Origin of the sequence: Rahnella sp. AN3-3W3, assembly GCF_003263545.1 — a bacterium.
Classification (GTDB): domain Bacteria; phylum Pseudomonadota; class Gammaproteobacteria; order Enterobacterales; family Enterobacteriaceae; genus Rahnella; species Rahnella variigena.
Window position 1 is genome coordinate 209,312 of record NZ_JYDG01000013.1, and the last position, 23,291, is coordinate 232,602.

Sequence of the window (23,291 nt, forward strand, 5' to 3'; positions counted from 1 at the left end):
ACGGTTAATCACCTTCGGTTCCCGGTGGCGCTGGCGCGTCAGCCGGTAATTGTGTCGTATTGTCGCCCAGTAAAATATGGTCGAGTATCTGGCGGGAAATGGTCCCCACTGCCGGACCTGCACCGCCGTTCTCCAGCACCACGGCCACTGCCACGGTCGGTTTATCGTACGGTGCGAAAGAGGTCATCAGCTTATGGTCACGCAGATGCTCAGCGATTTTATGCGCATTATAGATTTCATTGGCTTTCAAACCGTAAACTTGTGCTGTCCCGGATTTGGCCGCTGCTTTGTAAGGCGCATCAGCAAAATATTTGCGCGCAGTCCCGTTTGGACGGTTAGCTACGCCGTACATCCCGTCTTTGGCAATTTCCCAATAGCCGGAATGGATATCACCAATTTGCGTGGTTTCCTGTTGCTTATAAGGCACGAGCTGCCCGTCAACTTTGGTACTCAGCAGTAAATGCGGTGTTTTGACATTGCCGTCATTAATCAGCGTGGTCATGGCCTTCATGATTTGGACCGGAGTTGCAGTCCAGTAGCCCTGACCGATACCGACCGGAATGGTGTCGCCCTGATACCACGGTTTTTTGAAGCGTTTAAACTTCCAGTCACGGTTTGGCATATTACCGCTGCGTTCTTCCGATAAATCGATGCCGCTGTAGTGCCCGTAACCAAATTTACCCATCCACTCGGAAAGGCGGTCGATCCCCATATCATAAGCCACCTGATAGAAGAAGGTATCAGCCGATTCCTCAAGTGCTTTGGTGACATTCAGACGACCATGCCCCCAGTGTTTCCAGTCGCGATAACGCTTGTCAGATCCCGGCAACTGCCACCAGCCCGGATCGAACAACGACGTGTTTTTAGTGATTACGCCCGAGGTCAGTGCTGAAACCGAAATGTACGGTTTCACGGTCGAGGCCGGCGGGTAAACACCCTGCGTGGTACGGTTAATCAGCGGTTTGTTCGGGTCGTTAAGAAGACCGCTATAATCCTTGCTGGAGATGCCATCCACAAACAGGTTCGGATCATAACTTGGGTTAGACACCAGCGCGCGGATCGCGCCATCGCGTGGATCGGTCACCACCACCGCGGCACGGCTGCCGGTCAGCAATACTTCAATGTATTGCTGCAAAGGCAGGTCGATAGTCAGGTAAATATCTTTCCCCGCCTGAGGCGGTTCTTCGTGAAGCTGGCGGATAACGCGGCCGCGGTTATTAACTTCTACCTCTTCGTAGCCGGTTTTACCGTGCAGGGTATCTTCGTAATAACGCTCAATGCCGAGCTTACCAATGTCGTGCGTCGCCGCGTAGTTGGCGAGAATGCCGTCTTTATCCAGACGTTCTACGTCGCGGTCGTTAATTTTCGACACGTAGCCGATCACGTGCGTCAGTGCAGAGCCGTAAGGGTAATAGCGACGCTGATAGCCTTTGACTTCAACGCCGGGGAAATGGAACTGGTTCACGGAGAAACGCGCGACTGAACTTCTGTCAGGGCTGTTTTTACCGCAATTGAAGTGAAACGCCGCGAGCGCTGACGTTCTTTCTTGAAGTTTTCGATATCTTCATCGGTGAGATCAACAACCGGTCTGAGGCCTTCGAGCGTAGCCTGCAAATCGTCAACCTTTTCCGGCACCAGTTCCAGCTGATAAATAGTCCGGTTCAGCGCCAGCGGGGTGCCGTTGCGGTCATATATAATCCCGCGGCTTGGCGCAATCGGCACCAGCTTGATGCGGTTATCGTTGGAACGGGTTTGGTAATCCTGAAACCGGACGATTTGCAGGTTATAGAGATTGAAGGCCAGGACACCGCTAAGTAGCAGAATGCCGATGAACGCCACCAGTGCACGGCGCACAAAGAGGGCTGATTCAGCCGTATAGTCGCGAAAAGGGTTACGATCTATTTTCATCCCACTACTTAATTCATGTTGCTGACATTCACCACCCGTTATTCGCGGTGGTATGGATGATTAGTGGTAATACTCCAGGCACGGTAAAGACTTTCCGCGACCAGAACCCGAACCAGGGGGTGAGGAAGTGTCAACGGAGAGAGCGACCAGCTCTGTTCCGCCGCCGCCTTGCAGGCCGGAGCTAACCCTTCCGGACCGCCGATCAGCAGACTGACATTACGTCCGTCCTGTTTCCAGCGTTCCAGTTGCTGCGCCAGTTGCGGGGTTTCCCACGGTGTCCCTGGAATATCCAGCGTCACGATGCGATTCCCTTTGCCGACCGCGGCCAGCATCAGCTCGCCTTCTTTCTCAAGAATGCGTTTGATATCTGCGTTCTTCCCGCGCTTCCCTGCCGGAACCTCAGTCAGTTCAAACGGCATGTCTTTAGGAAAGCGGTGCAGATAATCGTTAAAACCGGTTTGTACCCAGTCAGGCATTTTAGTGCCGACGGCGACAAGTTGCAGCTTCACGCATCAGCCCCAGAGTTTCTCAAGCTCATACAACTGACGGCTTTCTTCCTGCATAACATGAACGATCACTTCGCCCAGATCGACAACGACCCAGTCAGCTTCGTTGATGCCTTTCACGCCCATCGCATCGAGACCGACGGCTTTGATTTCTTCAACCAAATGCCCGGCGATGGACATAACATGGCGGCTTGATGTGCCGGTACAAATAATCATGCAGTCAGTGATGCTTGATTTACCTTTAACATCAATAGCAATGATGTCTTGTGCTTTCAGGTCGTCGACTTTATCGACAACAAAATCTTGGAGCGCTTTACCTTGCAAAGGTTCCCCCTGGGGATGTTTGAAACAATTGACACCACAAGACGTTCGCCGGTGCGGCACCGAAGCGACAGTCAGTCTCATGATGGATAAACATAGCGGTTATCAGGAAAACAGCCTAAAACGTTTAACAATCAATACATTGTATTGGTGAGTCACGTAGCGTTATCGAGAGCCGAAATTAAGCGGCGCAGTATAGCACGCGTTCGCTACTGGCGGTACAAGCCCTGCGATTCAATATAGTGCTCAACCGCTGCTGGCAGTAAATCTGAGCAATCTAGCCCCGCATGGCGCCGTTCCCGGATTTCTGTCGCTGAAATATCCAGCAGGGGCGTATTGGCCTGATAAATGAATCCGCAGGGTTTCTGTTTCAGCTTTTCAGCATCAGTCACCCGGTGGGCGTCATACCATTTCTGTAATTCTGGCGTATCGAGATGCTCTTTGTATCCCGGACGCGCCATCACCACCAGATGACAGAAATCCAGCAGTGACGCCCAGCGGTGCCATTTATGTAACGTCAGCAATGAATCCTGCCCAATGATAAACGCCAGCGGGCAATCATCGCCATGTTCTTTACGTAACGTTGCAAGTGTCTCGATGGTGTAGGAGGGCGTATCCACCATCAGTTCGCGGGGATCAACCGAAAACAGCGGATCGGCGGCGACGGCAAGCTCAACCATCTGCAGGCGTTGTTGCGCCGTGGCCTCGGGCTGCGGACGATGCGGCGGGACATTATTAGGCAGCAGGATAACCTGATCAAAGCCGGCGATTTTCGCCAGACTGGCCACCGGTTTCAGATGACCGTAATGGATCGGATCGAACGTGCCGCCAAAAAAGGCCAGCAACGGTGCTGGGCCGGAGGAAGAAGTAAGAGAGGTGTTACGCGGCATAACGGATACCTGACTTCAATACGAACCCAAACCAGCGAAATGGGTGGGTAATGGTTTTCCACATAATAGCATGGAGAGGCTTTCAAGCTCCGACCAGACTGACTGACCGTAATCTTGTTTTAGCGTGATTTCCATTTGAGTCAGTAAACGTACGGCCTGAGAAAGTTGCGCTAGCGATAAGCGTTGCAGCGCCTGTGTCACCAGTGCCCGGCGATTTTGCCAGACTTTTTGCTGATCAAACAATGTGCGGAGTGGCGTGTTATCCATTTTACGTTTCAGATTCAACAGCATCAGAAGTTCACGTTGTACGGTGCGCAGTAAAATAACCGGCTCGCTGTCTTCCTGTTGCAGCTGACGCAAAATGTGCCAGGCACGTTTACTTTTACCCGCAAGCAGAGCATCCAGCCAGTGATATGGCGTAAAATGCGCAGCATCATTCACGGCTTCTTCCACGCGTGGCAGCGTGAGTTTACCATCCGGATAAAGCAGGGAGAGGCGCTCCAGAGACTGCGCTAACGCCAGAAGGTTGCCTTCATAGCAGTAACACAAAAGCTGGTTGGCGGGCTCATCAAGCTCCAGAGATAACTCTTTCGCACGGCGTGAAACCCAGCGCGGCAACTGAGCCTGTTCGGGCGTCTGGCAACTGACGAAAACGCCTTTGTCACTCAGCGCTTTAAACCATGCACTGTTTTCCTGAGCTTTGGTCAGCTTAGTTCCGCGTAACAGCAGCAGGATGTCATCATGCAATAACGTCGTGAGTTTAAGGAGTTGTTCGGCAACCGGCGCTGTCGGACCATTTTCGGGCAGGATAAGCATCAGGGTCTGACGGCTGGCGAAAAGGCTGAGCGCCTGGCAGATGCTGAAGATTGATTCCCATTCAGTATGGTTATCGATGATAAAGGTGTAATGCTCTTCGAAATTAGCCAGCTGCGCCGCTTTGCGGATGCTGTCCTGACTTTCCTGCAGCAACAAAGGATCGTTGCCACATAACACATAACAAGCGCGCAGCCCCTCACGGAGCTGCGCGGCAAGTTGTTCCGGATAAACTCGGATCATTTTACAGACGTGCTGGACGACGTCGTTGGTGGTACCTCTTTGGTATCCTCAGACGACTTGCTGGCAGCGGATGTACTGGTAGAAATGACTTCTACCTCACGTCCGCCGACATCTTCAGCTTTATGCAGTTCAGACGCATGAACGGTCAGCAACTTACGGATCAGTTGCTGTGCAGCCTGCTGACGCATTTCATCGATAATGATGTCCTGCTCGTTATCTTTTGCCAGCGCCGTTAACGGGTTGTCAAAGAACGAACGGAACACTTTCACGTGGATTGGATAAATATCTTTACCCGGCATCAGTACGGTTGCATTCAGATTCATTTCCATCTGGTACTCAGCGGTTTTACCGTCCTGGAAGATCGACGCGGTACTTTGACCTACTGACTCTGCACCCACGCGCAGCGAAGGAATATCCTTACGCTGCTGTTTGGTTGGATCATCAACAATGGTCACATTGCTAAGACGCAGCTGAGTCCTGATATTACGAGTCATCGGACCATACGGATCCCCACTGTCTAAAACGATTGTTTGCAGTTCGTCGGGAACGTTGGTTTTTCCACGTAAATGGAATCCGCAACCTGCTGTCACCATAACTGCGGCGGTCAGCAGCAGTGTCACTAAGGGATGTCGCACAGATCCTCCTTGACTCAACCTACAACCAGGTTAAGAAGTTTGCCCGGGACGTAGATTACTTTGCGAACCGTAACCCCATCCAGATATTTTGCGACCAAATGCTCTTCTGCCGCACGCTCGCGCACTTGCTGCTCGGTAGCATCAGCGGCTACGGTGATTTTAGCACGCACTTTACCGTTCACCTGTACCACGACCAGCTTAGAGTCTTCAACCATTGCCTTTTCGTCAGCCTGTGGCCAAGGCGCGGTATCGACATCGCCTTCACCTTTCAGTGACTGCCAGAGGGTGAAGCAAACGTGTGGAGTGAACGGATAAAGCATACGCACAACCGCCAGCAACGCTTCCTGCAGCAACGCACGATCCTGTTCGGTCTCTTGCGGCGCACGCCCCAGCTTGTTCATCAGCTCCATCACGGCTGCGATAGCGGTGTTAAAGGTCTGACGACGGCCGATATCATCGGTCACTTTAGCGATCGTTTTGTGCAGGTCGCGACGCAGATCTTTTTGCGCTTCGTTCAGAGAAGCTGCGTCCAGAGCAACGGTAGCGCCTTTTGCAGTGTGCTCGAAGGCCAGTTTCCAGACGCGTTTCAGGAAGCGGTTTGCCCCTTCGACGCCTGATTCCTGCCATTCCAGCGTCATTTCAGCCGGTGAAGCGAACATCATAAACAGACGCACAGTATCGGCGCCGTATTTATCTACCATGACCTGCGGGTCGATGCCGTTGTTTTTAGACTTGGACATCTTGCTCATGCCGGCATAAACCAGCTCGCGGCCCTGCGGATCAGTGGCTTTAGTAATGCGGCCTTTTTCGTCACGCTCAACCGTGGCATCTGTCGGAGAAACCCAGATACGTTCGCCGTTGCTGCCGGTGTGGTAGAAGGCGTCAGCCAGAACCATACCCTGACACAGCAGACGTTTTGCCGGTTCGTCAGAATCGACCAGACCTGCGTCACGCATCAGTTTGTGGAAGAAGCGGAAATACATCAGGTGCATGATGGCGTGTTCGATACCACCGACATACTGATCAACCGGCAGCCAGTAGTTGGCAGCAGCCGGATCCAGCATACCTTCGTCATATTGCGGGCAGGTGTAACGCGCGTAATACCAGGAAGATTCCATGAAGGTATCGAAGGTGTCGGTTTCACGCAGACCCGGGATACCGTTCACGGTGGTTTTCGCCCACTCAGGATCGGCTTTGATCGGGCTGGTGATGCCATCCATTACGACGTCTTCCGGCAGAATAACCGGCAGTTGATCTTCTGGTGTAGGAATAACGGTACCGTCTTCCAGCGTGATCATCGGGATTGGTGCACCCCAGTAACGCTGACGGGAAACACCCCAGTCGCGCAGGCGGTAGTTGACTTTGCGCTGACCTACGCCCTGAGCAACCAGTTTGTCGGCAATGGCATTAAAGCCGTCTTCGTGGCTCAGACCGTCAAATTCGCCTGAATTGAACAGCGTGCCTTTCTCTGTCATCGCTTCTGCGCTGACGTCAGGCTGGCTGCCATCAAGATTCAGGATAACCGGTTTAATTTGCAGGTCATATTTGGTGGCGAATTCCCAGTCACGCTGGTCATGACCTGGAACGGCCATCACGGCGCCGGTGCCGTATTCCATCAGAACGAAGTTAGCGACCCAGATTGGCAGCTTTTCACCAGACAGCGGGTGAATAGCAAACAGACCGGTTGCCATGCCTTTTTTCTCCATTGTTGCCATTTCTGCTTCGGCAACTTTGGTATTGCGGCATTCATCGATGAAATCGGTCAGGGCAGGATTGTTTTGTGCACCCTGTTGCGCCAGCGGATGACCCGCAGCCACGGCGACATAAGTCGCGCCCATGAAGGTGTCCGGACGGGTGGTGTAAACCGTCACTTTTTCGTCGCTGTCTGCCACGTCAAAAGTGATTTCCACGCCTTCGGAACGGCCAATCCAGTTACGCTGCATGGTCTTAACCTGCTCTGGCCAGCTTTCCAGCGTGTCCAGATCGTTAAGCAGCTGATCGGCGTAATCGGTGATTTTGATAAACCACTGAGGAATTTCTTTGCGTTCTACTTTGGTATCACAACGCCAGCAGCAGCCATCGATAACCTGTTCGTTCGCCAGAACGGTCAGGTCATGCGGGCACCAGTTCACCGCGGAGGTCTTCTTATAAACCATGCCTTTTTCATACAGCTTGGTGAAGAACCATTGTTCCCAGCGATAATAATCCGGTTTGCAGGTCGCCACTTCGCGATCCCAGTCATAGCCGAAGCCCAGCAATTTAAGCTGGTTCTTCATGTATTCGATGTTTTCGTACGTCCACGGAGCAGGCGCAGTGTTGTTTTTCACCGCAGCACCTTCAGCAGGCAGGCCGAAAGCATCCCAGCCGATTGGCTGCAGAACGTTTTTGCCGAGCATACGCTGATAACGGGAAATCACGTCACCGATGGTGTAGTTGCGCACGTGTCCCATATGGAGACGACCCGACGGGTAAGGCAACATGGAGAGGCAGTAGTATTTCTCCTTGCCAGGCTGTTCGGTAACTTTGAAGGTTTGCTTCTCTTGCCAGTGAAGCTGAACGTGTGACTCGATGTCTTCTGGACGGTATTGCTCTTGCATGGCGGCCGGTGGTCCTGTGAGTGAAAACAGCTACGCCTGTAGCTCAAAAAGTTTTAATCAAAAGATCCGCATAGCATAGCTGATAAGCGGATGTTGCAACAACACCCAGCGAAGGCTAAAGGGGATTTCTGTCCGCTATTGGCGCAATATTCATAATCTGCGAGCCGGCACGACATAATCTGCGCAACGGATCAGGGATTTACGGCTAAAATAAAGTCAATGCGCTTTCGTCGGGCAAATGATCACGTCAGTTCAAGGAGAAGAAATTATGAGCAATATTACGCAATCTTACCGCCAGCTGGTGGCTTCACTCACTGAACGGTTAAAAAATGGGGAACGTGATATCAGCGCGCTGGTGCAGGATGCCCGTATTGAGCTGCAAAACGAAGGCAAACTGTCTGAAATCCAGATTGAACAGCTAACGTCAGCGGTAAGACGCGACCTGCATGAGTTTGCGCGCAGTTATTCTGAAAATCAGCAGGCAGTAGCAGAAGCTGAAGATGACGGCACGGACAGCGTATTTATGCGGGTGATTAAAGAAAGCCTGTGGAAAGAGCTGGCGGATATGACCGACAAAACCCAGCTGGAATGGAAAGAAGTGTTTAAAGATGTCAGCCATCACGGGATTTATCACAGCGGGGAAGTGGTCGGGCTGGGGAATCTGGTCTGTGAAAACTGTCATTTCAATTTAGCGGTGTATACGCCGGAAATTCTGAGCAAATGTCCTAAGTGCGGCCATACAGAGTTTACGCGCCGTCCGTTTGAGCCTTGATTATCAATAATCAGCCCCGCAAATGTGGGGCTGATTTGTTCCTGTTGCTGGAACTAGTCTGATCAGTGCAGGATTTTCGCCAGGAAATCACGCGCACGGTCTGATTCCGGATTATTGAAGAAATCGTCTTTATTACGGTCTTCCACAATTTTACCTTCATCCATGAAAATCACGCGGTTAGCCACTTTACGGGCGAAGCCCATTTCGTGTGTGACCACCATCATCGTCATGCCTTCGTTTGCCAGTTCAACCATCACGTCCAGCACTTCGTTGATCATTTCCGGATCAAGCGCAGAAGTCGGTTCGTCAAACAACATGGCGATAGGATCCATACATAACGCACGGGCAATCGCCACACGCTGCTGCTGACCACCGGAAAGCTGACCCGGAAACTTATTGGCATGTGCGGATAAACCGACGCGATCCAGTAATTTCAGGCCTTTGTCTTTTGCTGCGGCTTTATCGCGTTTCAGGACCTTGACCTGTGCCAGCGTCAGGTTATCGATGATAGAAAGGTGCGGGAACAATTCAAAATGCTGGAACACCATGCCCACTTTGGCACGCAGTTGCGCCAGATTGGTTTTCTTATCATTCACTGGCGTGCCGTTAACCAGGATTTGGCCTTTCTGAACCGGCTCCAGACCGTTAACGGTTTTGATCAGCGTCGATTTACCTGAGCCGGAAGGCCCGCAAACCACCACAACTTCACCTTTTTTAACTTCGGTGCTGCAATCGGTAAGCACCTGAAAGTGCCCGTACCATTTAGAAACATTCTTCAGTGAAATCATGAAACGGTCCTTTTCTTCAAATAACGCACCAGCAAGGAAGCACAAAGGCTGATAACAAAGTAAATAAGTCCTGCAAACAGCACCATCTCAACCAGCGTACCGTCGCGGTCGCCAATGTTGGATGCACTGCGGAAGAAGTCCGCGAGGCCCAGAACGTACACCAGCGAAGTATCCTGGAATAATACGATTGCCTGTGTCAGTAGCAGCGGCACCATTGCGCGGAAAGCCTGCGGCAATATAACCAGCTTCATCGACTGCCACTGCGTCATACCCAGCGCCAGTGCGGCAGAAGACTGGCCGCGCGCGATACTGATAATCCCTGCGCGGATGATCTCGGAATAGTAGGCCGCTTCAAACAGCGCAAATGCCACCATCGCTGAAATCAGACGGATATCGGTTTTCGGTGACAGCCCGAGCACTTTCTGTAAAAAGCCCGGCACAATCAGATAGAACCACAACAACACCATCACCAGCGGAACGGCACGGAACAGATTGACGTAGGCCGAAGCAAACCAGCTGATCGGTTTAAACGTCGATAAACGCATCACCGCCAGCAACGTGCCCCATAAAATACCCACCACAATCGCCAGTGACGTAATCTTCAGCGTAATGACCATGCCTTGCCACAGATAGGGCAGACCGGGACCAACAGAACTCCAGTCAAATTCATGCATGCTTATTTACCTCCCATGTTGCCCGGCAGGCGGACTTTCCGTTCTACAAAGTGCATCAGCAGCATGATGACGGCATTAATCAGAACATAAGCTAGGGTAATCGCAGTGAAAGACTCATACGCATGCGCGGAGTAATCCAGCAATTTACCGGCCTGTGCCGCCATATCGACCAGACCAATCGTCGAGGCGATGGCGGAGTTTTTAACAAGGTTGACCATCTCAGAAGTCATCGGCGGCACAATCACGCGATAAGCATTCGGCAAAAGCACATAACGGTAGGTTTGTGGCAGGGTCAGACCCATCGCCAGTCCCGCATTGCGTTGCCCGCTTGGCAGTGACTGAATCGCAGCACGCACCTGCTCGCATACGCGGGCAGCGGTGAACAAACCGAGACAAATCACAGATGAGGTGAAGAATTGCACGTCCGGCGCCAGTTCAGATTTAAACCACATGCCGATATTTTCCGGCAGTAATTCAGGAACCACCAGATACCAGATGAAGAACTGAACGATCAATGGGACGTTACGGAATAACTCAACGTAACACGTACCAATGCCTGATAGGACGCGATTGGGGACGGTTCGTAAGATACCGAACAGAGAACCGACGAAGAAGGCGATGATCCATGCGCAAATTGACAGTGCGACAGTGACCTGAAATCCATTCCAAATCCAGCCCAAATAAGTGGTATTGCCGAAGGGCGCTTGTTGCAGAAAAATGCCCCAGTTCCAATCTATTGACATAAAAACTCCGTAAAACGGGTAATGAATTACCCTCTGAGTGATGACGTAATTCCGCCTAAAGTGAATGGGAAGAAACGCGGGGTGGGGAACGACCACCCCGCATCTTTATCATCACAGGCTGGTGGGCCAGCCTTATATTTTAGTCACTTTTCACTCTTCTCTTGGTTATACCTGTCTGTCTGGTATTTCTTACAGCGCTTTATCGTTTGGCGCTTTGAACAGAGCTTTCATGTCGTCAGACAGTTCAAAGTTCATGTTCAGGTTTTTAGGAGGAATTGGTTTTTTGAACCAGGTTTCAAACCATTTAGTGGCTTCACCGGAGGTCTGCGCTTTCACGATGGTGTCATCAACCAGTTTTTTGAACTCCGCATCGTCTTTACGCATCATGCAGCCATAAGCTTCTTTGGACTGCGGCGTGCCGATGATTTCCCAGTTATCAGGTTTTTTGGCTTTAGCACGTTCACCGGCCAGCAGGGCATCGTCCATCATAAAGGCAACGGCACGGCCAGTTTCCAGCGTACGGAAGGAGTCACCGTGGTCTTTCGCGCTGATGATGCGCAGATCCAGTTTCTTCTCTTCGTTAAGCTTGTTGAGCAGCACTTCTGAGGTAGTACCGGAAGTCACCACCACAGTTTTACCTTTCAGATCAGCAAAATCTTTAATGTCAGAGCCTTTTTTCACCAGCAGGCGGGTACCAATCACGAAGATGGTGTCAGAGAACGCGGCCTGTTGCTGACGTTCCAGGTTGTTGGTGGTGGAACCGCACTCAAAATCGTAGGTCCCATTTTGCAACAGCGGGATACGGTTCTGGGAAGTGATCGGCATCATCTTGACTTGCAGGTTTGGCAGGTCGAGTTTTTTCTTCACGGCATCGACGATAGCGTCAGAGTAGTCCTGTGAATAACCCACGACTTTTTGTTCGTTATTGTAATAAGAGAAGGGCACTGAGGATTCGCGGTGACCCACAACGATAACGCCGTTGTCTTTAATTTTTTTCAGGGTACCGGTCAGTTCTTCTGCGTGAGCAAAGCTGCTTACGGTAACGCTTGCCAACAGTACTGATAATGCCAATTTGCGCAATTGCATGTCCAACTCCTTGCTGTCATTAGGGATCCAAACTCAGGGATCAGAAAGTACTAATGCCTCGTCATATGAAGCTAGAAAATAGCTGAATGTGAATATTATGAAACCATATTGTTTCTTTTTTGAGACGAGACGCGCACCAATTCGAAGCAATCAAATGGCTGTGCACTGAAAAAGTGCATGAGGATCAGCCTGTTTGTATCAAAATGATGCATCCCGTCGCAAAAAATCACTAAACAGATATCTTTCAATCAGATGTAGCAAGACTCGTGCCAGATAGCCCGATTTAACTTCATTAGCCGTCATTCCTGCAGCGCTAAATGCGGCAGTCTCAACAATCGGCAGCAGGTAAAAGGGGGCGGGAAGAGCGGGGCAGAACAGGGTGCGACATAAAAGAACAGGCACCCGGAGGTGCCTGTTTTCACTGCGAAATGCGTTTACTTAGGATTTACGACGGCCAAGCCACAAGGCGGCGCCCGCCATCACTACTGTTGCGAACCATACCGGCCACCAGCCCACCCGGGCATACGGTGTCATACCGGTTGTCGGTGTGACTTTCACGTTCAGCACCTGACGGGTGAATTGCGGGATTTCGTGTGTCACATCGCCCTGCGCATTCACCACGGCGGTAATGCCGTTGTTGGTGCTGCGCAGTAACGGGCGACCCAGTTCGAGCGAACGCATACGTGCCATCTGGAAATGCTGCCACGGGCCGATGGAATGTCCGAACCAGGCATCATTGGAAATCGTCAGCAGGAAATTAGTGTCCGGTTGCAGGTTATCACGCACCTGTTCACCGAAGACCACTTCATAACATATTGCCGTGGTCAGATTCAGGCCGCTGACCACCAGCGGTTTTTGCACGTAATCACCGCTGGTCAGTCCTGACATCGGCAAATCAAAGAACGGTGCCAGAGGGCGAAGAATTGTTTCAAGCGGCACGAATTCACCGAACGGCACCAGATGATGCTTGTTGAAACGGTTTTCGTCGGGATAGCGATACGGTTTTTCCCCACCGAGCACGATGGCGCTGTTATACACCTTCATGCCTTCTTCGTTACGGCGTGCATCGATAATGCCGGTGATGAGTTGAGTGCCGTGTGAGCGATAGATATTATCTACCATGCTCAGGAAACCTTGCTGATCGGATTCAATGTCTGAAATCGCCGATTCCGGCCAGATGATCATGCTGGATTTGCCCACGTACGGACGGCTGAGATCCAGATAGGTCTGCAATGCACTTTCCAGCGCCTTTGGATCCCACTTCATCGACTGCGGAATATTGCCCTGAACCAGTGCCACATCGACCGTTTTATCGGTCTGTTCCTGATACCAGTGGATATAGCGCAACGGCCACGGCAGCAGCAACATAGCAACAGCAATGATCCCCGGCGTGATGCGACGCTGATGCACCGCATACACAATCAGGCCGCTCAGCGAAGTGAGCAAAATCGTGATGCCGTCGACGCCAGTGATGGGGGCAAGGCCTTTAAGCGGGCCGTCGATTTGGCTGTAACCAAACTGTAGCCACGGGAAACCGGTCAATACCCAGCCGCGCAGGAATTCAGTCATCTGCCACAGGGCGGGCGCGCCAAGAGCCAGTTTCCACCAGGTGGTTTTTGGCCACAGTTTGCTGAACAATCCGGCAAACAGCATGGTGTACAGCGACAAATAGGCTGCCAGCAACACGACGAGGAAAAGGTTAATCGCTTCCGGCATGCCGCCAAAGGTGGCGATACTGACATACACCCAGTTTACGCCGCTGCCAAACAGTCCCATCCCCCAGAAGAAGCCGATCAACGCGGCCTGACCCGGACGGCGATCGAGCGTTAATGCCAGCAGACCGCACAGCGAAATAATCGCCGCAGGCCAGAAGTCATAAGGGGAAAATGACAGCGTGCCACAGGCACCGAAAAAGAGCGCCAGCAGGGCGCGAACCCACTGGCGTTGATATAAAGAGGCAATTGCCATGGAGAATTATTCTTCCAGTATCGGTTGCGGCGCGTCGTCCGGTATTTTTACGTGAACCTGAATGATACGGCGGCTATCGGCCATCGCAACCTTGAACAGGTAACCGTCAATTTCAATGCTTTCGCCACGCGCCGGTAAATGGCCAAATGACTGCATCACCAGACCACCAATGGTATCGACTTCGTCGTCACTGTAGTGGGTCTGGAACACTTCATTGAAATCTTCAATCGGCGCGAGGGCGCGGACGGTATACGTATGACGGCTGAGCTGGCGAATATCCAGATCTTCCGCTTCGTCGTACTCATCATCGATTTCGCCGACGATCAGTTCGAGAATATCTTCGATGGTGACCAGGCCGGAAACGCCGCCGAATTCATCCACGACAATCGCCATGTGGTAACGCTGGGAGCGGAATTCTTTCAGCATGCGGTCTACGCGTTTGCTTTCAGGAACAACGACCGCGGTTCTCAGCACTTTATCGATGCTGAAGGGTTCAGACTCTGTGCGCATAAACGGCAACAGGTCTTTGGCCATCAGGATGCCTTCAATGTGATCCTTATCTTCGCTGATCACCGGGAAGCGTGAGTGTGCGGATTCGATGATGACATCGAGGCACTCTTCCAGCGGCTGATTGCGTTTTAGCGTGATCATCTGAGAACGCGGGATCATGATGTCCCGCACGCGCTGCTCGGCGATATCCATCACGCCTTCCAGCATGTCCCGGGTATCGGGGTCGATCAGATCGTTTTGTTCTGAATCACGGATCAGCTCAACCAGATCGCCACGGTTTTTAGGTTCACCGTGAAAAAGCTGGCTAAGGATAAGGGAAAAGAAGCCCTTCTTGGGACTGGGGCTGTCACTATTTTGTGAATGGTCATCGCTCATGGCGTTTGGTTTTTTTTACTCGTAGTTAGTGAAAATTATGCGAAACGCCTGCGGATGATAAACCTTCACCGGGCAGGCGCTGCGCGAGTTTACTGATAAATCAGTGGTCTTCTTTCTCTGAAATGTACGGATCCGGATAACCCAAACCCTGCATGATTTCAGTTTCAATCGATTCCATTTCTTCGGCTTCTTCGTCAACGATATGGTCATAGCCCAGCAAATGCAAACTGCCGTGAATCACCATATGCGCCCAGTGGGCCAGAAGTTCTTTATCCTGCTCTTCTGCTTCTTTTTCAACGACCTGACGACAAATAATCAGGTCGCCAAGAAGTGGCATCTCCATACCCGGAGGTGCTTCGAACGGGAAGGATAACACGTTGGTCGGTTTATCCATGCCACGATACGTCATATTCAGTTCATGACTTTCAGGGATGTCGACCAGACGGATGGTCACTTCCGATTCTTCCTGAAATTGCGGAAGAACAGCTTCGAGCCACTTTTGAAAGTCATTTTCAGACGGTAAACCTGCGGGTTCTTCGCAGGCAATTTGTAAATCGAGAATTACCGTATTCATTGACCGGCCTGTTGTGTTGAGCTGTTCTGGTGTTCATGTTTACGCTCTGCGGCAATCGCATCGCGGCGTTTTTGGTCTTCTTCTTCCCAGGCTTCGTACGCGACAACAATGCGCGCCACCACCGGATGACGGACGACATCCTCACTGTGGAAGAAGTTGAAGCTGAGTTCTTCAACGGAAGACAGCACTTCAATGGCATGACGAAGCCCTGATTTCTGATGACGCGGCAAGTCGATTTGCGTGACGTCACCGGTGATCACCGCTTTGGAGTTAAAACCAATACGGGTCAGGAACATCTTCATCTGTTCGATAGAGGTGTTCTGGCTTTCATCGAGAATAATAAAGGCGTCGTTCAGCGTACGGCCACGCATGTAAGCCAGCGGGGCGACTTCAATGACGTTGCGCTCAATCAGTTTTTCCACTTTTTCAAAACCGAGCATTTCGAATAATGCGTCATAAAGCGGGCGCAGATACGGGTCGACTTTCTGGCTGAGATCGCCCGGCAGGAAGCCCAGCTTTTCACCGGCTTCAACAGCAGGGCGGGTCAGCAGAATACGGCGTACTTCCTGACGCTCCAGCGCATCCACCGCAGCAGCCACGGCCAGATAGGTTTTACCCGTACCCGCAGGACCAATCCCGAAGGTGATATCGTGGTCGAGGATATTAGCGATGTATTGCGCCTGATTTGGCGTGCGCGGCTTCACCATCCCGCGTTTGGTTTTGATAATGACCGCTTTGCCGAAATCCGGCACGCTTTCTGCGGTTTGTTCCAGCACCCGGCTTTCTTTGATCGCCAGATGGATTTTTTCAGGGTTGATATCCTGGATTTCACCACGCAGCGGCGCAGTGTCTACGTATAAATCACGCAGGATGTCGGCGGCTGCCGCAACAGGCAGACTCTTTCCGACCAATTTAAACGCGTTATCACGACGGTTGATTTCAACGCCCAACCGGCGCTCCAGTTGTTTGATATTGTCATCAAACGGCCCGCACAGGCTCAGCAAACGCTGGTTGTCTTCGGGCTCCAGTAAAATCTCTTGTGTTACAACGTTCAAACGAATCCTTTGGGTCACTTCGGACCAGTTTACCCTTCATACTGAAGCTACAGAGTGTGTTGGCTGCATTCACTCGACTTTATGCAACTCGAATTATTACGGGTACGTTTTATGAAACACCCGGCTGATTACTGCTTTCAGCCGTCAACCATACCTGACTTAATAATACATGCCCTTGGCAAAATATGCTGCGCCGTGGCAGCAGTTGCAGGGACCTTCATCCGGATATGCGGCCTTTGCTGGAAAATTAAACCCTTGTGATGAAGGTATTAGCGAAAATCTCAAAAGAAACAGGACGCCGGAGCGCCCTGTCGATATCGGGTCATACATCATTACTATGGTTCAGGGTTGATACATTCCAACGCCCAATTCATTTTCTTTACGGGTACGTTCGATGACCGATTGCGGAGATTCATGCAGGCGCAGCGCCATCTGTTCTTCAGTGCGGACAACCACACCGCGCAGTGAGTTGGCATACACATCGACAATTTCGACATCCACGAACTTACCGATCATATCCGGCGTGCCTTCGAAGTTGACCACGCGGTTACATTCGGTACGCCCGGTCAGCTCCATAATGTCCTTGCGGGACGTGCCTTCCACCAGAATGCGCTGAACGGTGCCCAGCGTGGCGCGGCTGAAACGCATGACCTGCTGAGTGATTCTGTCCTGTAACAGCGCCAGACGCTGTTTCTTCTCGTCCATGCTCACATCATCCACCATGTCCGCCGCCGGTGTGCCAGGGCGCGGAGAGTAGATGAAGCTGAAACTGACGTCGTAATTGACCTGTGCGATCAAATCCATTGTGCGTTCAAAATCTTCATTGGTTTCGCCAGGGAAGCCAATGATGAAATCTGAACTGAAATGAATATCAGGACGCGCAGCGCGTAACTTACGGATCGTCGATTTGTATTCCAGCACCGTATGAGGGCGTTTCATCATGGTCAGAATGCGGTCGGAACCGCTCTGAATCGGCAGATGCAGGAAGCTCACCACTTCCGGCGTGTCTTTGTACACATCGATAATGTCATCGGTAAATTCGACCGGATGACTGGTGGTGAAACGGATACGGTCGATGCCGTCAATGGCAGCTACCAGACGCAGCAGTTCAGCGAAGGTGCAGATGCCGCCGTCAAAAGAATCGCCGCGATACGCATTGACGTTCTGGCCCAGCAGATTGACTTCACGTACGCCTTGCGCGGCCAGTTGGGCGACTTCGAACAGCACGTCATCGCACGGGCGGCTGACTTCTTCGCCGCGGGTATAAGGCACCACACAGAAGCTGCAATATTTGTTGCAGCCTTCCATGATGGAAACGAAAGCGGTCGGGCCGTCGGCGCGCGGTTCCGGCAGCCGGTCAAATTTTTCGATTTCAGGGAAACTGATATCGACGACAGGACTTTTAGTGCCACGCACATGGTTCACCATTTCTGGCAAGCGGTGCAGGGTTTGCGGGCCGAAGACGATATCAACACAAGGCGCGCGTTTACGCAGCATTTCGCCTTCCTGCGAGGCTACGCAGCCACCGACGCCGATAATGATATCCGGATTTTTTTTCTTCAGTAATTTCCAGTGTCCGAGCAGGCTGAAGACTTTCTCCTGCGCTTTTTCCCTGATTGAGCAGGTGTTCAGCAGCAGAATGTCTGCTTCTTCAGCGTTATCCGTCAGCTGGTAACCATGGGTGCTGTCGAGAAGGTCAGCCATCTTAGATGAATCATATTCATTCATCTGGCAGCCCCAGGTTTTTATGTGCAGTTTTTTAGTCATCAGCGTGTCAGTACTCAATACGGGGAACGTGAGATCGGCAATGCCGCAGTGCATAGCATAGTTCAGGGGCGCTATTGTAAACCCTCACTCCGGTGCTGACCAGTGCAGGAAAGCAGCTTAGGCCCTGATGCTGACATAAAAATCCGGTACACTTCGCATAATGAACTGAACAGAAAGCCGGAATAAAATGAATAATTCTGAGAAGACATTTGATGCAGTAATTGTCGGCGGCGGCATGGTCGGCGCAGCCGCGGCGCTGGGACTGGCAAAACAAGGTCTGCAAGTCGCACTGATAGAGAATGAAGCGCCTGCCGGATTTGACCCGTCGGCACCGGCTGATTTGCGTATTTCCGCCATTGGCTGTGCATCCGCTCGCTTTTTACAGAAACTGGGCGCATGGGAATCCGTTGAGAAAATGCGCTCAGTACCGTACCGCCGCCTGGAAACCTGGGAAGTGGACGGTTCTGAGGTGAAATTTGACGCGCAATCCCTCGGATTGCCGGAGCTGGGATTCATGGTCGAAAACCGTGTGTTGCAGCTTGCGTTGTGGCAGCAGTTCGACGCACTCACCAATCTGACGCGTTTTTGTCCGGCAAAGTTACGGCATCTTTTACAGCACGATGATAAAACCTGGTCGCTTCAGCTGACCACGGGGGATTTGTTGCGTACGAAACTGGTGATTGCCGCCGACGGGGCAAACTCACTGGTTCGGCAGCTGGCGGGCATTGGCGTGGATGGCTGGGAATACCGCCAGCACTGTATGCTGATTAACGTTGAAACTGAAACGCCGGATCAGGACGTCACCTGGCAGCAATTTTTCCCTTCCGGCCCGCGGGCGTTTCTGCCTCTGTTCGGCAATCAGGCCTCGCTGGTCTGGTATGACAGTCCGCAGCGTATCCGTTATCTGAAAACGCTGAATATGCAGCAGCTCACAACAGAAGTGATGCAGGCGTTCCCTGCTCGACTGGGCACAGTGAAAGCCCTGTCCGCAGGGGCGTTTCCGCTGGTTCGCCGTCATGCTCAGCGTTACGTGTTACCGGGGCTGGCGCTGGTGGGCGATGCGGCGCATACCATTAATCCGCTGGCAGGGCAGGGCGTGAATCTCGGATATCGTGACGTGGAAGCATTGCTGTCTGTGCTGGAGAAAGCGCGGGATCATGATGAGGCGTGGAGCAGTGAAAAAGTGTTGTTACGCTATCAGCGTCAGCGTCGTCTGGATAATTTGCTGATGCAAAGCGGCATGGATTTGTTCTATACCGCCTTCAGCAACGATCTGCCACCGGTGAAAGCGTTGCGTAATCTGGCGTTAATGACCGCACAGCGTGCCGGCGCACTGAAAACTAAAGCACTGAAATATGCTTTAGGGATTTAATCAGCTCAGGGCAAACCGGAGAAATACTGGTTTGCCTTTCTTTTTTGCTGACTAAAAGACAAATAGCAAAAAGCCCGCACGAGGCGGGCTTTCTTAATGTGGCTGGGGTGCCAGGATTCGAACCTGGGTATGCTGGTATCAGAAACCAGAGCCTTACCGCTTGGCGACACCCCAATTTTGTTTCTCACTACCTTTTGAGCAGTGTACTGCAAGTAAAATGGTGGCTACGACGGGATTTGAACCTGTGACCCCATCATTATGAGTGATGTGCTCTAACCAGCTGAGCTACGTAGCCAAATTTTACTGACTTACTTCAAAACTTCAAGCACTAATTTAACTAACTTAATAATAAATTTCAAGTGCTTACCAATTATACATAAAGAAGTATGGCTGGGGTACCTGGATTCGAACCAGGGTATGCTGGTATCAAAAACCAGTGCCTTACCGCTTGGCGATACCCCAACTGTGCTACCGATGTCTGGAAATGGTGCGGGAGGCGAGACTTGAACTCGCACACCTTGCGGCGCTAGAACCTAAATCTAGTGCGTCTACCAATTTCGCCACTCCCGCAAAAAAGATGGTGGCTACGACGGGATTCGAACCTGTGACCCCATCATTATGAGTGATGTGCTCTAACCAACTGAGCTACGTAGCCATCTTTTTTCGCGCTACCTTCATCGGCGTTGCGGGGCGCATTATGCGTATATGACCGTTTTGCGTCAACACCTTTTTTGGAGAAAAAGCCCTGATGGCGTCCATTTGTCTGGCTTATAACCACTCTGGTGATTAATTGGACAAAAGACATTATTTTTAGTGGCTTTACCCACAAAAAAACGGGCCATAACAGGCCCGTTTGTTACATGGAGATTTACCAGGGAAGAGATTATTTGTAGGCGGACTGGTGCACGCCAACAGCGCGCCCGGATGGATCGTCCATGTTTTTGAACGCTTCATCCCACTCAATCGCTTTCGCAGAAGAACAGGCCACAGAAGGGCCGCCAGGCACGCATTCCGCCGCGCTTGGGACCGGGAACAATTCTTCAAAAATCGTGCGGTACAGGTAACCTTCTTTGGACGTCGGCGTGTTGTACGGGAAACGGAAATGCGCAGTTTCGAGCTGTTGATCGGTGATCTGCTGAGAGGCCACTTCTTTTAAAGAATCGATCCAGCTATAACCTACGCCATCAGAGAATTGTTCTTTCTGACGCCATGCCACGCTGTGTGGCAGGTAAGACTCGAAACATTCACGCAGGATATGTTTTTCCATCTTGCCGTTGCCGCACATCTTGTCTTTAGGGTTGATACGCATAGCAACGTCGAGGAATTTTTTGTCCAGGAACGGTACGCGGGCTTCCACACCCCAGGCTGACATGGCTTTGTTGGCACGCGCACAGTCATACATGTGCAGGGCCAGCAATTTACGCACGGTTTCTTCGTGGAATTCTTTGGCGTTTGGCGCTTTATGGAAATACAGGTAGCCGCCCAACACTTCGTCTGCGCCTTCGCCAGACAACACCATTTTGATGCCCATCGCTTTGATTTTACGCGACATCAGATACATCGGCGTTGATGCACGGATAGTCGTCACGTCGTACGTTTCGATGTGATAGATAACATCACGGATAGCATCCAGACCTTCCTGCACGGTGAAATGAATTTCGTGGTGCACAGTACCTAAATGGTTAGCGACTTCCTGAGCTGCACGGAGATCAGGAGAACCCTCCAGACCGACCGCAAAGGAATGCAGTTGCGGCCACCAGGCTTCGCTTTGATCTTTATCTTCGATACGACGACCCGCAAATTTCTTGGTGATCGCGGAAATCACGGAGGAATCCAGACCACCTGACAGCAGCACGCCGTAAGGCACGTCAGACATCAGATGGCTTTTCACTGCTTCTTCCAGTGCATCTTTCAGCGCCGCAGGGTCAGTGACGTTGTCTTTGACGTTTTCGAAGTCAAACCAGTCACGTTGGTAATATTCGCGAATTTCTCCGTCCTGGCTCCACAGATAGCTGCCTGCCGGGAATTCTTTGATGGTGCGGCAAACCGGCACCAGTGCTTTCATTTCAGAAGCGACATACATGTTGCCGTGTTCGTCGTAACCCATATACAGCGGGATAATGCCCAGATGGTCACGGCCAATCAGGTACGCGTCTTTTTCTGTGTCATACAGAATAAAGGCGAACATGCCTTGCAGTTCATCCAGGAAGGCAGGGCCTTTCTCCTGATACAGCGCCAGAATAACTTCGCAGTCAGATGCGGTCTGGAATTCATATTTATCGCCCAGTTCTGCGCGCAGAGCCTGGTGGTTGTAGATTTCGCCGTTAACAGCCAGAACGTGAGTGTGTGCTGCGTTGTACAGAGGCTGTGCGCCGTTGTTCACGTCAACGATGGACAGACGCTCGTGCGACAGAATCGCTTTATCGCTGGCAAACACGCCGGACCAGTCTGGTCCGCGGTGACGCATCAGGCGCGACAGTTCCAGCGCTTTTTTGCGCAGCTCGACGGAGTCAGTTTTGATATCGAGCACACCGAAAATTGAACACATATTGCTTTCTCCCTAACGACGTTTCTCTGGCTGTCATTTTTATGTTTATGAATGAGGATCAACGTTGCCGTTCTTGCAGTTTTAACCGGCGGTTGTTGCGTTGCTGACTATGAAAATGCGTCAAAACCCCCATGTTGTGCAAGTGGTTTAACGCTATTCTGATAAATAGTTGGTAGAGGGAGGGTGATCTTTAACGAATCATCAGTTTTATGGCGCTTTCATTAGCGAATTATTAATTTAATTGCCAAAAATTGAGGAGGATTCAAAAAAACAGAAAAGTGGATAAAAATCAGGCGGCAAGACGAAAAAAAAACGAGCTGGGAGTCAAATCCGGGCTCGTTTTCATAGACTTATCAGTGGCCGTTAAATTACGTCAATATCGGCAACGGAAGGATAAATCCAGGTCGGGCGGAACGGCATTCCCTCAATATCATTGAGCGTGGAAACGCCGGACAGTACCAGAATGGTTTCCAGACCGGCCTGGAAGCCCGCAAGTATGTCGGTGCGCAGATTGTCACCCACAATGACCGTCTCTTCGGAATGCACCTGCATTTTATTCAACGCCGAGCGGATGATCCAAGGGCTTGGCTTACCGACGTAAAACGGCTGGCGTCCGGTGATTTTTTCGATTGGTGCGCATAACGCGCCACAGGCCGGGACAAAACCGTGTCCGTGATTATCAGGATTAGTTGCGATAAAACGTGCGCCGTTAGCCACGAAATACGCGGCTTTATGGATCATATCCCAGTTGTAAGACCGGGTTTCGCCAACAATCACGAAATCAGGGTTGATATCGGTAATGGTGAAACCGGCCTTATACAGTTCATGAATCAATGCGCCTTCGCCGACGACATAGGCTTTTTTGCCTTCCTGGCGTTTCAGGAAATCGGCGGTCGCCATCGCGGAGGTGAAAAATGCACTTTCAGGCACTTCAAGACCGGCTGCGCTGAAGCGGTTAGCAAGATCCTGCGCTGTCTGGGAAGGGTAGTTAGTGAGGATCACTAACGGCATTCCCTGTTCCTGAATTCGCGCGAGAAAACGGTCGGCGCCGGGTACTGCGGTATTGTCGTGCAACAGCACGCCATCAATGTCACAAATTACGTTCTTTATTGTCATGATTTCCAAACCCACATTTTCAGTCCCATT

General features: G+C 51.5%; 19 protein-coding genes, 5 tRNA genes and 1 pseudogene. 2 read left to right on the forward strand and 23 right to left on the reverse strand.

Annotation, left to right across the window (positions count from 1 at the left end; translation table 11 throughout):
• Positions 1–4: 4 nt before the first annotated feature.
• The 7 genes and pseudogenes from mrdA to leuS form a co-directional block, all read right to left on the reverse strand.
• A pseudogene (gene mrdA, locus UC15_RS06290) lies at positions 5–1,908 on the reverse strand (peptidoglycan DD-transpeptidase MrdA).
• Between the two features lie 38 nt (positions 1,909–1,946).
• Positions 1,947–2,417 (reverse strand): 23S rRNA (pseudouridine(1915)-N(3))-methyltransferase RlmH, encoded by a 471-nt coding sequence (rlmH, locus tag UC15_RS06295; RefSeq protein ID WP_112287631.1) that lies wholly within the window; start codon positions 2,415–2,417, stop codon positions 1,947–1,949.
• Positions 2,418–2,420: 3 nt separating this feature from the next.
• The gene (rsfS, locus tag UC15_RS06300) at positions 2,421–2,738 is read right to left on the reverse strand and encodes a ribosome silencing factor (RefSeq protein ID WP_015698163.1); all 318 of its coding nucleotides are present in this window, start codon (positions 2,736–2,738) and stop codon (positions 2,421–2,423) included.
• Between the two features lie 206 nt (positions 2,739–2,944).
• On the reverse strand, positions 2,945–3,625 hold the full coding sequence (nadD, locus tag UC15_RS06305; protein ID WP_112287632.1) for a nicotinate-nucleotide adenylyltransferase: 681 nt from the start codon (positions 3,623–3,625) through the stop codon (positions 2,945–2,947).
• A 15-nt stretch (positions 3,626–3,640) separates the two neighbouring features.
• Positions 3,641–4,681 carry a DNA polymerase III subunit delta gene (holA, locus tag UC15_RS06310; RefSeq protein WP_112287633.1) on the reverse strand — a complete coding sequence of 347 codons (1,041 nt, stop codon included), beginning with the start codon at positions 4,679–4,681 and terminating at the stop codon, positions 3,641–3,643.
• On the reverse strand, positions 4,678–5,316 hold the full coding sequence (gene lptE / locus UC15_RS06315) for an LPS assembly lipoprotein LptE (protein WP_112287634.1): 639 nt from the start codon (positions 5,314–5,316) through the stop codon (positions 4,678–4,680). Before lptE ends, holA begins: the two co-directional genes overlap by 4 nt.
• Before the next feature lie 14 nt (positions 5,317–5,330).
• Positions 5,331–7,913 carry a leucine--tRNA ligase gene (gene leuS, locus UC15_RS06320; protein ID WP_112287635.1) on the reverse strand — a complete coding sequence of 861 codons (2,583 nt, stop codon included), beginning with the start codon at positions 7,911–7,913 and terminating at the stop codon, positions 5,331–5,333.
• Positions 7,914–8,181: 268 nt separating this feature from the next.
• On the opposite strand from leuS, the gene UC15_RS06325 reads away from it, so the two are divergent.
• Positions 8,182–8,685 (forward strand): zinc ribbon-containing protein, encoded by a 504-nt coding sequence (locus UC15_RS06325; RefSeq protein ID WP_112287636.1) that lies wholly within the window; start codon positions 8,182–8,184, stop codon positions 8,683–8,685.
• A 62-nt stretch (positions 8,686–8,747) separates the two neighbouring features.
• Here the strand turns inward: UC15_RS06325 and UC15_RS06330 are convergent, their stop codons facing one another.
• The 9 genes from UC15_RS06330 to miaB all read right to left on the reverse strand — a co-directional run bounded on the left by UC15_RS06330 (position 8,748) and on the right by miaB (position 18,225).
• Entirely contained in the window at positions 8,748–9,473 is a 726-nt protein-coding gene (locus tag UC15_RS06330; RefSeq protein ID WP_095921160.1) for an amino acid ABC transporter ATP-binding protein, read from the reverse strand.
• Positions 9,470–10,147: a glutamate/aspartate ABC transporter permease GltK gene (gene gltK, locus UC15_RS06335; RefSeq protein ID WP_112287637.1), complete on the reverse strand. Its 678-nt coding sequence runs from the start codon at positions 10,145–10,147 to the stop codon at positions 9,470–9,472. Before gltK ends, UC15_RS06330 begins: the two co-directional genes overlap by 4 nt.
• A 2-nt stretch (positions 10,148–10,149) precedes the next feature.
• Positions 10,150–10,890, reverse strand: coding sequence for an amino acid ABC transporter permease (locus tag UC15_RS06340; protein WP_112287638.1), 741 nt, complete (start codon positions 10,888–10,890; stop codon positions 10,150–10,152).
• A 189-nt stretch (positions 10,891–11,079) separates the two neighbouring features.
• Positions 11,080–11,976, reverse strand: a complete 897-nt coding sequence (locus UC15_RS06345) for an amino acid ABC transporter substrate-binding protein (RefSeq protein WP_112287639.1) — start codon at positions 11,974–11,976, stop codon at positions 11,080–11,082.
• Positions 11,977–12,414: 438 nt separating this feature from the next.
• Positions 12,415–13,944 (reverse strand): apolipoprotein N-acyltransferase, encoded by a 1,530-nt coding sequence (gene lnt, locus UC15_RS06350; protein WP_112287640.1) that lies wholly within the window; start codon positions 13,942–13,944, stop codon positions 12,415–12,417.
• 6 nt (positions 13,945–13,950) lie between these two features.
• A complete protein-coding gene (gene corC, locus UC15_RS06355; protein WP_015698153.1) occupies positions 13,951–14,829 on the reverse strand; it encodes a CNNM family magnesium/cobalt transport protein CorC in 879 nt (292 codons plus the stop codon).
• Positions 14,830–14,929: 100 nt separating this feature from the next.
• Positions 14,930–15,403 carry an rRNA maturation RNase YbeY gene (gene ybeY / locus UC15_RS06360; RefSeq protein ID WP_112287641.1) on the reverse strand — a complete coding sequence of 158 codons (474 nt, stop codon included), beginning with the start codon at positions 15,401–15,403 and terminating at the stop codon, positions 14,930–14,932.
• A complete protein-coding gene (locus UC15_RS06365; RefSeq protein ID WP_112287642.1) occupies positions 15,400–16,476 on the reverse strand; it encodes a PhoH family protein in 1,077 nt (358 codons plus the stop codon). Before UC15_RS06365 ends, ybeY begins: the two co-directional genes overlap by 4 nt.
• Positions 16,477–16,800: 324 nt before the next feature.
• Positions 16,801–18,225, reverse strand: coding sequence for a tRNA (N6-isopentenyl adenosine(37)-C2)-methylthiotransferase MiaB (gene miaB / locus UC15_RS06375; protein ID WP_112287667.1), 1,425 nt, complete (start codon positions 18,223–18,225; stop codon positions 16,801–16,803).
• A 187-nt stretch (positions 18,226–18,412) separates the two neighbouring features.
• On the opposite strand from miaB, the gene ubiF reads away from it, so the two are divergent.
• Positions 18,413–19,597: a 3-demethoxyubiquinol 3-hydroxylase gene (gene ubiF / locus UC15_RS06380; RefSeq protein WP_112287644.1), complete on the forward strand. Its 1,185-nt coding sequence runs from the start codon at positions 18,413–18,415 to the stop codon at positions 19,595–19,597.
• A 99-nt stretch (positions 19,598–19,696) separates the two neighbouring features.
• On the opposite strand, the gene UC15_RS06385 is transcribed toward ubiF, so the two are convergent.
• The 7 genes from UC15_RS06385 to UC15_RS06415 form a co-directional block, all read right to left on the reverse strand.
• Positions 19,697–19,771, reverse strand: a tRNA-Gln gene (locus tag UC15_RS06385).
• Positions 19,772–19,815: 44 nt separating this feature from the next.
• Positions 19,816–19,892, reverse strand: a tRNA-Met gene (locus UC15_RS06390).
• A gap of 92 nt (positions 19,893–19,984) precedes the next feature.
• Positions 19,985–20,059: transfer RNA gene (locus UC15_RS06395), tRNA-Gln, on the reverse strand.
• Positions 20,060–20,082: 23 nt separating this feature from the next.
• A tRNA-Leu gene (locus UC15_RS06400) sits at positions 20,083–20,167 on the reverse strand.
• Between the two features lie 8 nt (positions 20,168–20,175).
• A tRNA-Met gene (locus UC15_RS06405) sits at positions 20,176–20,252 on the reverse strand.
• 228 nt (positions 20,253–20,480) lie between these two features.
• Positions 20,481–22,145, reverse strand: coding sequence for an asparagine synthase B (gene asnB, locus UC15_RS06410; RefSeq protein WP_112287645.1), 1,665 nt, complete (start codon positions 22,143–22,145; stop codon positions 20,481–20,483).
• 363 nt (positions 22,146–22,508) lie between these two features.
• Entirely contained in the window at positions 22,509–23,261 is a 753-nt protein-coding gene (locus tag UC15_RS06415; protein WP_112287668.1) for an HAD-IIA family hydrolase, read from the reverse strand.
• Positions 23,262–23,291: the final 30 nt, after the last annotated feature.

Coding starts and splice junctions, on each gene's coding strand:
- nadD (WP_112287632.1), bottom strand. CDS start 3,625: ATGCCGCGTAACACCTCTCTTACTTCTTCCTCCGGCCCAGCACCGTTG.
- holA (WP_112287633.1), bottom strand. CDS start 4,681: ATGATCCGAGTTTATCCGGAACAACTTGCCGCGCAGCTCCGTGAGGGG.
- leuS (WP_112287635.1), bottom strand. CDS start 7,913: ATGCAAGAGCAATACCGTCCAGAAGACATCGAGTCACACGTTCAGCTT.
- UC15_RS06325 (WP_112287636.1), top strand. CDS start 8,182: ATGAGCAATATTACGCAATCTTACCGCCAGCTGGTGGCTTCACTCACT.
- UC15_RS06330 (WP_095921160.1), bottom strand. CDS start 9,473: ATGATTTCACTGAAGAATGTTTCTAAATGGTACGGGCACTTTCAGGTG.
- gltK (WP_112287637.1), bottom strand. CDS start 10,147: ATGCATGAATTTGACTGGAGTTCTGTTGGTCCCGGTCTGCCCTATCTG.
- UC15_RS06340 (WP_112287638.1), bottom strand. CDS start 10,890: ATGTCAATAGATTGGAACTGGGGCATTTTTCTGCAACAAGCGCCCTTC.
- UC15_RS06345 (WP_112287639.1), bottom strand. CDS start 11,976: ATGCAATTGCGCAAATTGGCATTATCAGTACTGTTGGCAAGCGTTACC.
- lnt (WP_112287640.1), bottom strand. CDS start 13,944: ATGGCAATTGCCTCTTTATATCAACGCCAGTGGGTTCGCGCCCTGCTG.
- corC (WP_015698153.1), bottom strand. CDS start 14,829: ATGAGCGATGACCATTCACAAAATAGTGACAGCCCCAGTCCCAAGAAG.
- ybeY (WP_112287641.1), bottom strand. CDS start 15,403: ATGAATACGGTAATTCTCGATTTACAAATTGCCTGCGAAGAACCCGCA.
- miaB (WP_112287667.1), bottom strand. CDS start 18,225: ATGACTAAAAAACTGCACATAAAAACCTGGGGCTGCCAGATGAATGAA.
- ubiF (WP_112287644.1), top strand. CDS start 18,413: ATGAATAATTCTGAGAAGACATTTGATGCAGTAATTGTCGGCGGCGGC.
- asnB (WP_112287645.1), bottom strand. CDS start 22,145: ATGTGTTCAATTTTCGGTGTGCTCGATATCAAAACTGACTCCGTCGAG.
- UC15_RS06415 (WP_112287668.1), bottom strand. CDS start 23,261: ATGACAATAAAGAACGTAATTTGTGACATTGATGGCGTGCTGTTGCAC.